The sequence below is a fragment of the Segatella copri genome (assembly GCF_003465495.1).
Classification (GTDB): domain Bacteria; phylum Bacteroidota; class Bacteroidia; order Bacteroidales; family Bacteroidaceae; genus Prevotella; species Prevotella copri_G.
Genome location: NZ_QSAV01000037.1, coordinates 22,510 through 37,255, shown reverse-complemented (window position 1 = coordinate 37,255; position 14,746 = coordinate 22,510). Strand labels below are relative to the sequence as shown.

The 14,746-nt window shown below is 47.8% G+C and carries 12 protein-coding genes; 11 read left to right on the top strand and 1 reads right to left on the bottom strand.

The annotated features are described in order from the left end of the window. Positions 1-174: 174 nt before the first annotated feature. The 7 genes from DWV53_RS11140 (at position 175) to DWV53_RS11115 (ending at position 6,321) form a co-directional block, all read left to right on the top strand. Positions 175-597, top strand: a complete 423-nt coding sequence (locus DWV53_RS11140) for a hypothetical protein (RefSeq protein WP_147468781.1) — start codon at positions 175-177, stop codon at positions 595-597. A gap of 245 nt (positions 598-842) precedes the next feature. Continuing rightward, a complete protein-coding gene (locus DWV53_RS15785) occupies positions 843-992 on the top strand; it encodes a hypothetical protein (protein WP_181992474.1) in 150 nt (49 codons plus the stop codon). Next, complete coding sequence (locus tag DWV53_RS11135) at positions 989-1,507, top strand: hypothetical protein (protein WP_118153824.1); 519 nt, start codon at positions 989-991, stop codon at positions 1,505-1,507. The genes DWV53_RS15785 and DWV53_RS11135 overlap by 4 nt, the downstream gene beginning before the upstream one ends. A 185-nt stretch (positions 1,508-1,692) precedes the next feature. Beyond that, positions 1,693-2,205, top strand: a complete 513-nt coding sequence (locus DWV53_RS11130; RefSeq protein WP_118153821.1) for a spore coat protein — start codon at positions 1,693-1,695, stop codon at positions 2,203-2,205. 18 nt (positions 2,206-2,223) lie between these two features. Further along, entirely contained in the window at positions 2,224-4,698 is a 2,475-nt protein-coding gene (locus DWV53_RS11125) for a hypothetical protein (protein ID WP_118153818.1), read from the top strand. Positions 4,699-4,701: 3 nt separating this feature from the next. After that, positions 4,702-5,262 carry a DUF5675 family protein gene (locus tag DWV53_RS11120; protein ID WP_118153816.1) on the top strand — a complete coding sequence of 187 codons (561 nt, stop codon included), beginning with the start codon at positions 4,702-4,704 and terminating at the stop codon, positions 5,260-5,262. A gap of 54 nt (positions 5,263-5,316) precedes the next feature. Next, a complete protein-coding gene (locus DWV53_RS11115) occupies positions 5,317-6,321 on the top strand; it encodes a phage antirepressor (protein ID WP_118153813.1) in 1,005 nt (334 codons plus the stop codon). 49 nt (positions 6,322-6,370) lie between these two features. On the opposite strand, the gene DWV53_RS11110 is transcribed toward DWV53_RS11115, so the two are convergent. After that, positions 6,371-7,042, bottom strand: coding sequence for a PorT family protein (locus DWV53_RS11110; protein WP_259318971.1), 672 nt, complete (start codon positions 7,040-7,042; stop codon positions 6,371-6,373). A 239-nt stretch (positions 7,043-7,281) separates the two neighbouring features. Here DWV53_RS11110 and DWV53_RS11105 point away from each other — a divergent pair, with 239 nt between their 5' ends. The 4 genes from DWV53_RS11105 to DWV53_RS11090 all read left to right on the top strand — a co-directional run bounded on the left by DWV53_RS11105 (position 7,282) and on the right by DWV53_RS11090 (position 14,741). Further along, on the top strand, positions 7,282-9,771 hold the full coding sequence (locus DWV53_RS11105; RefSeq protein ID WP_118153807.1) for a YfhO family protein: 2,490 nt from the start codon (positions 7,282-7,284) through the stop codon (positions 9,769-9,771). A gap of 50 nt (positions 9,772-9,821) precedes the next feature. Further along, entirely contained in the window at positions 9,822-10,643 is an 822-nt protein-coding gene (locus tag DWV53_RS11100; RefSeq protein WP_118153839.1) for a GSCFA domain-containing protein, read from the top strand. A gap of 27 nt (positions 10,644-10,670) precedes the next feature. After that, entirely contained in the window at positions 10,671-13,148 is a 2,478-nt protein-coding gene (locus DWV53_RS11095) for a bifunctional UDP-N-acetylmuramoyl-tripeptide:D-alanyl-D-alanine ligase/alanine racemase (RefSeq protein WP_118153804.1), read from the top strand. Positions 13,149-13,385: 237 nt separating this feature from the next. After that, complete coding sequence (locus tag DWV53_RS11090) at positions 13,386-14,741, top strand: PTS galactitol transporter subunit IIC (protein WP_117695507.1); 1,356 nt, start codon at positions 13,386-13,388, stop codon at positions 14,739-14,741. Positions 14,742-14,746: the final 5 nt, after the last annotated feature.

The window sequence follows — 14,746 nt, the reverse complement described above, 5'->3', positions numbered from 1 at the left end:
AAAAGTAAGGGGAAGAAGGCGAGTAACGTAAATTGCTCACTTTTTCCCTTTTTTTGTATACTTTTCTGAGAATCATTAAAAAAATCGTATACATTGTGAAAATTAAGCATTTTCACGACTCTTGCAAGTGTCGAAAATTAAGAGTAATTTAGCACTCAAATTTAAATGTATATTATGGCAAGAGGCAATTCATACGATAAATCATACTCTGATAAGTATTTGAAAGAAAAGAAGATCAAGAGAGTGGGTCCACTTCTTGAGCAGATGCTCTTTGATGATATCTGTTCTCTTAAAACGTTGGAATTGGAGTTTGATATTTCTAATCCTACCGTAAAGAATTTAAGATCTATGAAATCCTCTGTATCTCATAATACACTTAATAAATTCTGCTATATTATAGGTCACTATCTTCATCAGGAAAACGAGGCGGTGGAGAACTACCAGAAACATGTTACTGAACGGGAACTGTGGCTGAATAAACTCTTTGACATGAAAGAAAAATACCATAAAATTTATGGTGAATCGGCTAATGATGTAGAAGACCTGATCAAGAAGAAAATTGATTTGCGTAAATTCGTAACGCAAGGAATAAAATAAATATAACTGGGCAGAAGAGATTATGTCGTCTGACACCAGTAGAGAGTAATAAGTTCTTATAAATAACAACAACTTAACCAGTGTAAAAATGAAAGATACAACATGAAATTTAGGGGGACATTCCTCATACTGCTCTGCAGCTCAATGTCTCCGAAGTAAGGATTCACCCTGGAAAACTTCCAGGGGCCACCTCTTCTTCCAAGATTGAGGAAGTAAATTTAGTCTATCTTAAAAAGAGAAGATATATGACTAAACTTATCGTAAAACTGAAGATTGCCCTGGCTGTGTTGGGAATCATCAGTATGAGTGTTGATATCGTAGTTAACCTGAAAGGCGTTCGCGTATTTGAGGGTACTACAAGTGTTGATAACCTTATAAATCTTTTTGAATCATGAAAGTCAGTTGCATACTAAATTTTAATGGAGATATCCATGTGGGAGGTGTGAATCTTGGCAATGTCGTGAACTTCAATCCTTCGCATGATGCCGCAAGAGAGAGGTATAAGGGAGATGATTTTTCTGATTCCGATATGACGGAAGCTGACTTTGAAGATGATGATGAAGAGGACAAAGGGAATAAAAAGAAAGCATCTGGCATAACCAAGTTATTCTTACCTCATAAACGTAATATTCCTAAAGAATTGAAAGGAGAAAAAGCACAACAGATTCTGAAGAGTTTGTATGAGCATGGGATTTTGGATGAAAACTTCCAGCCTGTCAATCTTTCTGGCTACCAGAAGGGTTATCTTGCCTATAAGTTATCCATCAAACTGCATATTACCAAGCTATGGAAAGTATTCTCACAGTTATGGGATATGAACCCTGCTGTGCTCAGAACGCGCTACAATGAAGCTATCTCAATGCCTTCTATGGGTGAATTTGGAGATAAAATCAATAAATATATAGGTTAAATGACCGTTTTTTGCAAGTAGTACTAGTACGACAGTACTGGTACGTACTAGTTTTTTGTCGCAGAATCGCCGTACATTTGCCCCCGGAATTCAGAACCGATATGGTCTGGGTTTCGGGGGCTTTTGTGTATAGGCACATCAACCGTTGTGGGAGCGCCCAACTTTAAAAAAAAGGAATATTGAAAATGAAAGCAATGAAACCTTTTTATTTTGTTCATCCGCAGTACGGAAAACTGAGGGTGGTGGTGATTGGAGGCAAAAACTATTACTGCCTGATGGACGTGAAAAACATCTTCAAGAAGTCGGTACAGAAACTCTATGAGACGATTGCTGACTCGGAGGGGGAACTGAAAAATCTGAACATCATGATGATGAAGGATATGAAAATCAAGTATAACCTCTTCTTCGAGAACCAGGAAATGGGGAAGGAAGAAGCGGTGGCTGAGAACGTGAATGCGGATCTTAACTTCTGCGATGAACAGCTGGTGAAAGACCTTGTTGACAGGCGTGTTGCTGCCGAGAAGATTGCGGCAAAATGGGTAATAGGGTTCGTCAAGAGCAGACTGAATGATGCTGAGAATGCTTCGCTCTTCGAGGCGAACGGGGTCGACGAGATTTCGGATAACTCGCTGATTCTGCCTATCAATATAAGCTATGGCTCAGGGTATATCATGATTAACAGCGAAGTGTTCGATTAATAAAAATATGGAGGTAAAATGGAGACAGTACATGTTGTGGCAATTAACCCTTATCGTAAGGGAAATAAAGGGAAAGTTTTTTCTTACAATATCGATACTTATGATAAGGTCATCGGGTCGAAGGAAATCAAGAAGATGATTCAGCAGATTCGGGGTGAATTGCCGATTGACGGAGTGGATTTGAACGATGCGCAGGCGGTGAAGAAGGCGCAGGAGAGGCTCAAGAGCGAGCTGCCTTTCTTCTGTCCGCACTACGGCATGTTCAAGAATAATGTGCGCAGACAGGAGAATGCGATGCCGGAAAGCTTTCTCTTCCAGACGATTATCGATGTGGATGATAAGGAGTATGTGGAAAAGGCGATTGAGAAGGCGCGCGAGCTGAACTGCTCTTCGGGGATATGGAACGGCTCGTTACTGCATCTCTGTTATAGCGCTCGCAAGAAGCTGCATATCGGGATTAGAATGCCGGTGGGGATGACCATCGAAGAGACGCAGAAGGCGTATTGTGAGGCGCTGGGCGTGCCTTATGATGAGAGCTGCATCACACCTGAGAGGATGATTTTCCTGACGGATAAGGACTCGGAAATCTACCGATCTAAAATGTGGTGCGCAGTGATGCCGGAGAGCGAGATACAGGCTCGCAGAAAGGCTTTTCTGGACCGTGGACTGACGGTTGACGGAAGGGGAGATGCAAAAGTTAATAGTTTACAGTTTACAGTTAATGGCAATAGCAATGACAATGTTCAAAACAATAGACTTTCGGGCAATCATGGCTCTGGTGAACTGGGAGAGGCCAGCGAGAAGAATCTGATAGCCTTTGATCTGTTCGTGCAGTCGGCTGGGCTTGAAGGAATGGCGATTGATACCGTCGGGTCTCGGCACTCTTCGCTCCTCGCCATTATGAGCGCAGGCGCTTCGAGGGTGATGAGTGAGGAGGAACTGATGAAGGTGGTGAGGACGAAAATGCCGAGCTACTATCAGGAGGATGACTGCCATCAGCTGATACATGATTTTTATGCGAAATATGCTGACAGCTCCAAGCCGATGTCGAGGGATGTGATAAGGGTGAATGCGCTGGCGGAGCAGAAGGCGAATGAAGTGAAGAGTGAAGAACGAAGAGTGAAAAATTCAAATGCAGATGGTAATTATACAGTTCAAAGTTCAAATCTCCAAGTTCAAAGTACCGAGGAGGATTATCCGGAACCGCCAGCGATGCCGGAGAAACTGCCGAAACTGGTGGAACTGCTGATATCTCGGACACCGGAGGTTTATAAGCCGGCAGTGGCGCACGCTATCTTTCCACCGTTGGCTACTCACCTCTGGCAGACGAGCTTCCGATATATTGATAATGTAGTGCATGAGGCTACGCTTTCTACTTGCTTGCTTGCCGGTACGGGTGCAGGTAAATCGTCTGTGGATAAGCCGATTAGGTATATTATGGAGGATATCAGAAAGCGGGATGCGGAGAATCTGAAACGTGAGAAGGAATGGAAGGAGGAGGTGACGCGCAAGGGTGCCAATAAGGATAAGCGCAAACGACCGGATAATCTTGTTATCCAGGAGATTGATGCTGATATGACCAGTCCGGCATTCGTGATGCGAACCGCAGAGGCGCAGGGGCGTTTCCTCTATACTTCGCTTAACGAGCTGGATCAGTTTGATGCACTCCGGGGCAGCGGCAACCAGCAGTTCCGCATCATGTGCCTCGCCTTTGACCCCTTCAACCTCTTTGGCCAACAGCGCGTTGGCGTTCAAAGTGTGACAGAAAGGGTAACGATCAGGTTCAACTGGAATGCATCTACCACCATTCAGAAAGGGCAACGCTACTTCTCAAAAGTTTTGACAGACGGTCCGATAAGCCGTATCAATTTCTGTACCATTCCGGAGCGTGAAATCGGTGACGAAATGCCTGTTTACGGCGATTACGATGATGCTTACCGTGAGGCGCTGAAGCCTTATATCGAGAATCTGAACAACGCCAGGGGACTGATTGACTGCCCTGAGGCATTCCAGCTTGCCCTCAAACTGAAGGAAGAGAATGCTGAGTTCTCGCGCTTGTCGCAGGATAGGGTTTACGAGAACCTTTCTTTCCGTGCCAACGTCATCGCCTACCTGAAGGCGTGTGTGCTGTATGTGGCGAATGGTTGCAAATGGGAACCGGAGATTGACGAGTTCATCCGCTGGAGCGAGCGTTACGACCTCTACTGCAAGATGCGTTTCTTCGGTGATGCCATCAAGAGGGCGAATGATACAGGCGAGAAGTCGAGCAAGCGAGGGCCATCCAACATGCTGATGCAGTTGCCGGATGAGTTTACTTACCAGCAGGTGATAGACTTGCGTGTAGCACGAGGTATGGATAAGAAGGGAACTTCAAGAATGTTAGGTAACTGGAAGGAGCGTCATTACATCAAGGTTAAGGATAGCAACTCGGTTCCTCAGAAATTCAGTTCCTCAGTTTTTATTAAACTTAAATTCCGAAAGGAGAATTCATAGCGTATGGAAATAGTTGTAAAAAGAATAGCAAAGAAGAAGACTTATACGATAGGTCATCTTTATATCCTGAGCGATAAGGATGTAAAGCGTACTTGGCGTTCGGGGGTAAAAATAGGCGACAAGCGTATCTTTGAGCATAGCTTCGATATGGCGAAGTTGAACAAGGAGCATTACTTCTGTGATACCCTGGAGCCTACGTGGAGAAACCTCCTGGGTGTCGAACTGAAGCCGGAAGAGGAGAATGGACGGTACAGCAGGGTATCGGGCAAGAAAGCCCGCAAGATACCGGGTCATACGGCGATACCGGAAGGCTCGTATGCTGTTGTTATCTCGAAATCGCCGAGATTTAAGAAGTGGCTTCCGCTTGTGCAGGGTGTTCCTGATTTTGAGGGCATCCGCATCCATGCCGGTAATTATCCCGATGATACGCAGGGCTGCATTCTGGTAGGTGAAAATAAATTACAGGGTGCCGTCTTTAATTCCCGCATCTGGTTGCACAGGCTCATGAATGCCATTACCGCAGCGAGAGAACGGGATGAGAGCGTTTGGATTACGATTTTGTAATGTTGAATGTTGATTTTTGAATGTTGAGTTATTAATTTTTAAAAACAAATTATTATGGTAAAGTCAGTTAATACAAATAAAGTAGAAATGGATAAGAAGGCAGCAATTGCTGTCGTGTTTGAAAACCCTGAATTCGGTAAGATTCGTACCTTGACCGATGAAAATGGAGAACCGCAGTTCTGTGCAAAGGATGTCTGTGATATACTGGGGTATAAGATTGCAAGATGTGCTGTGCGTCAGTTAGTTAATACATTTGACGTTGCGAAACACAACGTCAAACTTTCGGGGCGTTTGCGTAAGGATGGAACCCCAACTAAACGCTCCCAACAGATGATCTTCGTCAACGAGAGCGGTTTCTATGCTTTAGTTCTCGGCTCCAAGCTTTCTACTGCCGTGAAGTTCAAGAACTGGGTTACGGCCGATGTGCTGCCACAGATTCGCAAGACGGGCGGTTATATCCCGGTGCAGCAGGGCGAGAGTGATGAGGAGACAATCCGACATGCAGAAGAAATCCTCCGTGCTACGCTCAAGGAGAAGGAGAATCTGCTGAAGAAGCAACGTCTGCAGATTGAGCAGCAGAAGAAGCTTATCGGCGAACAGGATACGGAAATCCGCCGTTTGAATGATGTGGTGGATGAGCAGGTGGTTCGCATCGCTAAGAATGGTGATAACATCATCCAGTTGGAGAATCAGGTGGGTAATCTTCTGCCGAAGGCGCTCTATAGCGATAACGTGCTCGATTCCGTTTCCTGCTTCACTACTACGCAGATTGCGAAGGAACTCGGTATCACAGCGCAGGAACTGAACCGCTCGCTCTGTGCCCTGCATATCCAGTATTACCAGAGCGGTCAGTATCTACTTTATGCCGATTACGCCCACATGGGCTTAGCGAAGAGCCGCACCCGCTACAGCGCCTTCCTCGACCCGAAGAGCGATGGCAGACAGGAGAAGATGGGCAGAGCCTACACCCATACCTATCTCGTATGGACCGAACGAGGACGAAAGTTCATCCATGACCTCGCCCAGCGATACTTGGAACTGTGTGAAGTTTATAGTTAATAGTTTATAGCCCCTGATGTGTTCTTGCATCAGGGGCTTTTGTCTGTTCCTAGAAGTTAACTCCGAAATTGAACTGGAGGGCTCCATTGCGCGATTTGTCGAAACTGTCGTGGCAGATGTTGGCAAGACCGATGTCGTAGGTGAGATCGGCATAGAACATGTCGTAGCCGATGCCGCAGCCGATGCGGATACCACCATCAAGGCGGCGGAAGTTTGCATCCTTGAATGAGCTCTCTGCTTCGCGCTCAGCAAAGTTCTTGATCTTGCCTCCTACACCAACGGCAAAATAGCCGCCTACCTGAGGCTGGATGGAGAAGTGGTCGTCTACCTCGTACTTGTACTTCAGTACGGCTGGAATCTCAAGATAGTTGAGGTCGTAGGTCATCTTCTTGCCGTCAGGAAGATCCTTCTTGCCACCTTTCTCTATATACGAAAGTCCGGTCTCGAGATAGAGTGGGGCGCTGTCGGTCAATGGAATGCCGGCTACTACGCCCACATTCAGGCCGGTCTGCCAGTCGCCACCATCCAGACGGGAATCGTCGGAATTGACAAAGGTGAAGGCAGGACCGATGCGGAATCCGTAATACGGGCTGCCGTAGTTGTAACGGTAGTCGAGACGGTCTGTCCTGCTGTTGTAATATCTGCTGTCACGATAATTCTGTGCTGCTGCCGGCATCAGAGCCAGGAGCAATGCCATCATGATGAATGCTAATCTTTTCATAATCCTTATTCTTTTATACATTAATATATGCTGTTTGAAGAAACTTGTTTTACGGTGCAAAGGTACGAATAAAAAACGAAACGGCAGCGAGCGTTTCCCTAAATGATAGAGGGGAACCCCTATTTCTGACCTAATACAACTTTCTCAACAAAAAAAATATAAATTTTTGCTATATTTTTTGTTTTGTCTCCAATTTGTGCTATCTTTGCCTTCAAATTATAAACGTTTATATAGAAATTATGAAATTTTTGAAGAAGTATCTACTGGATATTCTGGTAGTTATTGCATTTGCAATCATCTCCTTCGTCTACTTTATGCCTGCCGATATGGACGGACGAATCCTCTTCCGACATGATGCAGCGGCAGGAAAGGGACTGGGACATGAAAAGGAACTCTTCCAGCAGCAGACGGGAGAGACTACACGATGGACGAACTCGGTGTTTGGCGGTATGCCTACCTATCAGATGTCGCCTTCGTATGACAGTAATCAGGTGCTCAGCCAGATTGTGAAGGCATATCATCTGTGGTTGCCAGACTATGTTTGGTATGTTTTTGTATACCTCCTGGGTTTCTATATCATGCTGCGTGCCTTCAACTTCAGGCAGTCGCTGGCGGCTCTGGGAAGTATCATCTGGGCATTCTCGTCCTACTTTTTTATCATTATCGCTGCCGGACATATCTGGAAGGTATGGGCGCTGGCTTATCTGCCGCCGATGATTGCGGGCGTGGTGCTTGCCTATCGGGGCAAGTATCTCAAGGGACTGCTCCTTACTGCCATCTTCTCGGCTTTCGAGGTGCAGGCTAACCACGTGCAGATGACTTATTACTACCTCTTTATCATCCTCTTCATGGTGATTGCCTTCCTGGCAGATGCCATCAAGAAAGGTGAACTCGCACACTTCGGAAAGGCTACGGCGGTATGCGTGGTGGGTGCCCTCATCGGTATCTCGCTCAACCTCTCGAACCTTTATCATACCTGGCAGTATGGTCAGGAAACCATGCGTGGAAAGAGTGAACTCGTAAAGAAAAATGCGGCTAATCAGACCAGCAGCGGTCTGGATAGAGACTATATCACACAGTGGAGCTATGGTATTGACGAAACGTGGACGCTGATGATTCCGAATGCCAAGGGCGGTGCCTCCGTGCCGCTGGCGCAGAACCAGCAGGCGATGGAGAAGGCTGATCCTAACTTCGTTCAGATTTACCAGCAGCTGGGACAGTACTGGGGCAACCAGCCGGGAACGAGCGGACCTGTATATGTAGGTGCCTTCGTCTGCATGCTCTTTATCCTGGGCCTGTTTATCGTGAAGGGTCCGATGAAGTGGGCGATGCTTGCTGCCACCATCCTGAGCATTCTGCTCGCCTGGGGTAGAAACTTCATGCCGTTTACCAATTTCTTCCTCGATTATGTGCCGATGTATGCCAAGTTCCGAACGGTGGCATCTATCCTGGTCATCGCAGAATTCACCATCCCGTTCCTGTCGATGATGGCGCTGAAGAAGATTGTAGATGAGCCGGAGATTCTGACAGAGAAGATAAAATATGTATATGCCAGCTTCGGTCTGACAGCAGGCTTCTGTCTGCTCTTTGCCATCATGCCGGGCGTATTCTTCCCAGATTTCGTATCGGTACAGGAGACTCAGGCGCTGCAGCAGTTGCCTCAGGAGTATATCTCTCCAATCATGAGCAATCTGACGGATATCCGCAAGGGCATCTTTACATCCGACTGCTGGCGTTCGTTCTGGATTATCCTCATCGGTTCGGCACTGCTGATGCTCTTCAAGATGAAGAAGCTGGGCAAGGAATATATGATTGCCGGCATCGCCGTGCTCTGTCTGGTGGATATGTGGATGGTGAACAAGCGCTATCTCTATGATGATATGTTCGTTGACAAGGCGCAGCGCGATACACCGCAGCAGATGACCGAGACCGACAAGATTATCTGCCGTGACAAGGAACTCGACTACCGTGTGCTGAATCTGGCATCGAATACATTCAATGAGAACGAAACCTCTTACTACCACAAGAGCATCGGCGGTTATCATCCAGCCAAGCTCCGTCGCTACCAGGAGATGATTGAGGCACATATCGCTCCTGAGATGCAGAAGACGATGCAGGCGGTAGCTGCTGCGGGCGGCGATATGACCAAGGTGAACGGCGACAGTATCTATCCGGTATTGAACATGCTGAATACCAAATACTTCATCATGCCGCTGCAGGGCGGACAGACCGTTCCGGTTCTGAATCCGTATGCCTACGGCAATGCATGGTTCGTAGACGAGGTGAAGTATGTGAACAATGCCAACGAGGAAATTGATGGCGTGGGCAAGGTGAACCTCCGACACGTGGCTGTGGCTGATGCCAAATTCAAGGAACAGCTGGCGCAGAGCGTGAAGCAGGATGATACTTCAGTGGTGAAGATGACGCAGTATAAGCCGAACAACCTGACTTACGAGGTGAAGTCGAGCAAGGGCGGCGTGATCGTATTCTCTGAGATTTACTATCCGGGCTGGACGGCTACGGTTGATGGACAGCCGGCTGAGCTGGGCAGAGTGAACTATATTCTGCGTGCGCTGAACGTGAAAGCTGGTAATCACAAAGTGGTTCTCGATTTCCATCCTCAGTCGCTCAAGAATACCGAGACGGTGGCTTACATCGGTTATGGCGTTCTGGCTCTCCTTATTATAATAGGTGTAGTGGTTGAGGTGAGAAAGCGCAAGAAGGAATAGCGGGGATTGCAAATCCCCTTAGACTGATAGACTGATTGCAAATTCTGATGATGCGATTTAGAACAGAAATAGATATTCCGAAGGCCGACTTCGAGATAGGGGCGGCAGAGCGGATGCTCTTTGTGGGCAGTTGCTTTGCCGACAATCTGGGTAGGCGGTTTGTGGAGAACCGCTTCCGGGCTACGGTGAATCCCTTCGGGGTGATGTATAATCCGGCAAGCATTCTCCATACGGTAGAGAAATGTTCCGGGGTGCGTCCCCGTGTGGCTGTCTTTACGCTGGGTACCAACCATGTGTATATCCTGAAGGAGACGGGCGAGATAGTGGACAACTGCCAGAAACGCCCGCAGCGCCTCTTCGAAGAGCGGGAACTGAGCGTGGACGAATGTGCCGGCTATCTGCAGAAGGCTATCAATCTGCTGAAATCGCAGACCGCAGCATCCGGTAGCAGTGAAGGCACTCTGAAGGTAATCATCACGGTAAGCCCTATCCGCTATGCGAAATACGGCTATCACGGGAGTCAGCTTTCGAAGGCTACGCTCCTGCTGGCAGCCGATAAGCTGGTGAAGGAGAATCCCGGAGTGGTGAGCTATTTTCCGGCTTACGAGATCATGAACGATGAACTTCGTGACTACCGCTTTTATAAGGAAGACATGCTGCACCCGAGCGAACAGGCTGTGGAATATATCTGGGAGCGGTTCCGGGCAACTTACTTCGGCAAGGCAGCAGAGCAGTTTCTGGAAGACTGGAGGCCTATCCGCGAAGCACTCGGCCACAAGCCCTTCCATCCCGAGAGCGAGGAACACCAGAAGTTCATCGCCAGGACGGAAGAGAAGAAAAGACAATTTGAGGAGAAATATCATCTCTTATAAAATAAAGAATATTTAAATAACAAGACAATGACATATACTATTGAAAAGGTAACCACACTGATAGGTGCGCGTCGCTATGGAGACAATGATACCAACATCGGTTTTATCCTGACCGATAGTCGTTCACTTTGTTTCCCAGAGGAAACTCTGTTCTTTGCGCTCAAGTCGGAACGTAATGATGGTCATAACTACATCCCTGAGCTGTATCGCAGAGGTGTGAAAAACTTTGTTGTAACGAATGTGCCTAAGGGCTATGCTTCTGATTATCCGGGAGCCAACTTCCTGAAGGTAGTAAATACGCTCGAGGCTCTCCAGCGTCTGGCTGAGCGCCACCGTGACGAGTTTAACATCCCTATCGTAGGCATCACGGGTTCAAACGGCAAGACCATGGTCAAGGAGTGGCTCTACCAGCTGCTCTCGCCAAGCATGTTTGTTACCCGCAGTCCGCGCAGTTACAACTCTCAGATAGGTGTGCCATTGTCGGTATGGCTGATGAACGAGCAGACCCAGGTGGGCGTTTTCGAGGCAGGTATCAGTATGCCTGGCGAAATGCTTGCCCTGCGTGACATCATCCAGCCAACCATCGCCGTACTGACCAATCTGGGTGCTGCCCATCAGGAGAACTTCTCTTCCATGGAGGAGAAATGCCGGGAGAAACTCATCCTCTTCCATGATGCAGAGACCGTAATCTATGATGGCGATGACGAGGTTATCAGCAAGGTGATAGCCGATTATCCCGACTATAAGGGCGAGAAACTCTTCTGGTCGCTCAAGAATGCGGAGGCTCCTTTCTATGTAAAGAACATCGAGAAGCAGCAGAGCGTGAGCGTGATTACCTATATATATAAAGGTGTGGAAGACAGTTTCTCTATCCCGTTCATCGACGATGCATCTGTACAGAATGCCATCATCTCTGCCGTCGTGGCATCGAAACTCGGTCTTTCGGCTGAAGATATCGACAAGCGCATGGCACAGCTCGAACCTGTGGCAATGAGACTGGAGGTGAAGGTAGGACAGCACGGATGTACGCTGATCAACGACAGCTACAATAGTGATATCAATTCGCTTGATATCGCTCTCGACTTCATGAACCGCCGTCCTGACCATCGCGGTCGTCGCCATACACTGATATTGAGCGATATTTACCAGAGCGGTCAGGCACCGGAGGTATTATATAAAGAGGTGAGCGATTTAGCCCGTAAACGTGGCGTGGTAAAGTTCATCGGTATCGGTCCTGAGCTCTGCAAGCAGCACGACGTGATTCAGATTTCAGAGAAGTTCTTCTTCCCGAATGTAGAGGAATTCATCGCCAGCGAGGTGTTTGCTTCCCTGCGCGATGAGGTGATTCTGCTGAAGGGCGCCCGCCAGTTTGGTTTCGACCAGCTCACCGAACTGCTGGTACAGAAGGTACATGAGACTACGCTGGAGGTGAATCTGAACGCCGTGGTAGCCAATCTGAACTACTACCGTGCGTTTATGAAGCCGGAAACCAAGCTGGTATGCATGATCAAGGCAGACGGCTACGGTGCAGGTGCCGTGGAGATAGCCAAGACCCTGCAGGACCATCGTGTAGACTATCTGGCTGTGGCTGTAGCCGATGAGGGCGTTACGCTGCGCAAGAACGGCATCACCAGCAACATCATGATCATGAATCCGGAGATGACCGCCTTCAAGACCATGTTCGATTACGACCTGGAGCCGGAGGTTTACTCTTTCCGTCTGCTCGATGCGCTCATCAAGGCAGCTGAGAAAGAGGGAGTAACCGGTTTCCCTGTCCATATCAAGCTGGATACCGGCATGCACCGCATGGGCTTCGACCCGGAGAACGATATGGAGGAACTCATCGGCAAGCTGAAGCACCAGAATGCCATCATCCCACGTTCTGTGTTCTCTCACTTCGTGGGCAGCGATGATGACAGTTTCGATGATTTCTCAGCTCATCAGTTTGAACTCTTCGACAAGGGCAGCAAGCAGTTGCAGGCAGCCTTCGACCATAAGATATTGCGCCATATCTGCAATTCGGCAGGTATCGAGCACTTCCCGGAGCGCCAGCTGGATATGTGTCGTCTGGGACTCGGACTCTACGGCATCAATTCGCGCAACAACAAGACCATTAACTGCGTGAGCACCCTGAAGACAACTATTCTGCAGATGCACAACGTGAAGGCAGGCGACAGTGTGGGCTACAGCCGCAAGACAATTCTCGACAGAGACAGCGTCATCGCAGCCATCCCTATCGGATATGCTGACGGACTGAACCGCCGTCTGGGCAACCGTCATGCCTACTGTCTGGTGAACGGTCAGAAGGCAGATTATGTGGGCAACATCTGTATGGATGTGGCTATGATAGACGTGACCGACATCCCTTGCAAGGAAGGAGATTCGGTAGAAATCTTCGGCGAGCATCTGCCTGTCCAGACACTGAGCGACATCCTCGAGACGATTCCTTACGAGGTGCTGACCACCATCAGCAACCGTGTGAAGAGAGTTTACTTCCAGGACTAGGAAGTGAAGAGGGAAGAATGAAGACCGATTCGGTAAAAAATCATTTAAAAACGTATAAAAATAGAGAAATCCTATCAGAAATGTTCTGATGGGATTTTTTTTGCGTAATTTTTTCCATCAAAACGTATTGTAATTGAAGAAAAAAGTGTATCTTTGCACACAACAAATCATCTAAAGACAAAAAAGGGTGCTCCTTGTCGAGTATTTTCTAACAATTAAACAATTCAAAAAATTAAAATGGAACAAGTATTTAGCTATATTATCAGTCTCGGTGCGAGCGTGATGATGCCTATCATCTTCACGGTCATCGGTCTGTGTATTGGCATGAAATTCGGAAAGGCTCTGAAGTCGGGACTCTTCGTAGGCGTGGGTTTCGTAGGCTTGGGCGTGGTAACAGCATTGCTGACTACCAACTTCAACGACCCATTGAAGGCTATTTCAGACATCTACCACTTACAGTTAAACGTTTTTGACATGGGATGGCCAGCAGCTGCAGCTGTAGCTTACAATACAGCAGTGGGAGCATTGATTATCCCAATCTGTCTGGGTGTCAACTTCCTGATGTTGATTACCAAGACAACACGTACAGTGAATATCGACCTCTGGAACTACTGGCACTTCGCCTTTATCGGTGCGGTGGCTTACTTCGTGATGGGTCAGAGTTTGCTCTGGGGCTATTTCGCAGCCATCGTCTGCTACATCAATACCTTGGTCTGTGCAGACCTGACAGCCGACAGATTCCAGAAATATTACGATTTGGATGGTATCTCTATTCCGCAGCCATTCTGCCAGAGTTTCATGCCATTCGCAATCGTTTTCAATAAACTCTTCGATATGATTCCGGGTTTCTCTAAGCTCGACATCGATGCAGAGGGACTGAAGAAGAAGTTTGGTGTGCTCGGCGAGCCACTGGTACTCGGTGTTATCGTAGGAGCCCTGATAGGTTGGGCAGCCCAGCTCGATATCAAGAAGATTCTCTTCCTGGGTGTAACGATGGGAGCCGTGATGGAGCTGATTCCTCGTATTACAGCCCTGTTTATCGACGGTTTGAAGCCTATCTCAGAGAAGACACAGGAGTTGGTGAAGACCAAGTTTAACGGCAAGAAGGTTCATATCGGTATGAGTCCTGCCCTGGTTATCGGCCATCCTACTACCCTGGTAGCATCTGTGATTCTGATTCCGGTTATCCTGGCTATCGCAGTCTTCCTGCCAGGCAACCAATTCTTGCCTTTGGCTTCGTTGGCAGGTATGTTCTACCTCTTCCCAATGATTCTGCCGTTTACAAGAGGTAATGTGGTGAAGACGCTTATCATCGGCCTGGTAACCCTCGTCATCGGTCTCTACTTCGTTACCGATATGGCACCAGACTTTACGCTGGCAGCCAACCAGGTTTATGCAGCAACAGGCGATAATGCCGCTCATATCCCTGACGGATTCTCAGGCGGTGCACTCGATTTCGCATCCTCTCTCTTCGGATGGGTTATCTATCGCGGTGTGAAGCTTTCATACGTAGGTATGGGTGTTCTCGCAGTCATCACGGTAGCCATGATGGTTATCAACCGTCAGCGCATCGTGAAGGAAGAAAAAAAGTAAAAAGG

What these genes read in the sequence shown, in the direction of transcription:
- DWV53_RS11115 (WP_118153813.1), top strand. Translation starts at nt 5,317, where the DNA reads ATGGTAAAGTCAGTTAATACAAATAAAGTAGAAATGGATAAGAAGGCA.
- DWV53_RS15785 (WP_181992474.1), top strand. Translation starts at nt 843, where the DNA reads ATGACTAAACTTATCGTAAAACTGAAGATTGCCCTGGCTGTGTTGGGA.
- DWV53_RS11095 (WP_118153804.1), top strand. Translation starts at nt 10,671, where the DNA reads ATGACATATACTATTGAAAAGGTAACCACACTGATAGGTGCGCGTCGC.
- DWV53_RS11135 (WP_118153824.1), top strand. Translation starts at nt 989, where the DNA reads ATGAAAGTCAGTTGCATACTAAATTTTAATGGAGATATCCATGTGGGA.
- DWV53_RS11090 (WP_117695507.1), top strand. Translation starts at nt 13,386, where the DNA reads ATGGAACAAGTATTTAGCTATATTATCAGTCTCGGTGCGAGCGTGATG.
- DWV53_RS11105 (WP_118153807.1), top strand. Translation starts at nt 7,282, where the DNA reads ATGAAATTTTTGAAGAAGTATCTACTGGATATTCTGGTAGTTATTGCA.
- DWV53_RS11120 (WP_118153816.1), top strand. Translation starts at nt 4,702, where the DNA reads ATGGAAATAGTTGTAAAAAGAATAGCAAAGAAGAAGACTTATACGATA.
- DWV53_RS11100 (WP_118153839.1), top strand. Translation starts at nt 9,822, where the DNA reads ATGCGATTTAGAACAGAAATAGATATTCCGAAGGCCGACTTCGAGATA.
- DWV53_RS11125 (WP_118153818.1), top strand. Translation starts at nt 2,224, where the DNA reads ATGGAGACAGTACATGTTGTGGCAATTAACCCTTATCGTAAGGGAAAT.
- DWV53_RS11140 (WP_147468781.1), top strand. Translation starts at nt 175, where the DNA reads ATGGCAAGAGGCAATTCATACGATAAATCATACTCTGATAAGTATTTG.
- DWV53_RS11110 (WP_259318971.1), bottom strand. Translation starts at nt 7,042, where the DNA reads ATGAAAAGATTAGCATTCATCATGATGGCATTGCTCCTGGCTCTGATG.
- DWV53_RS11130 (WP_118153821.1), top strand. Translation starts at nt 1,693, where the DNA reads ATGAAAGCAATGAAACCTTTTTATTTTGTTCATCCGCAGTACGGAAAA.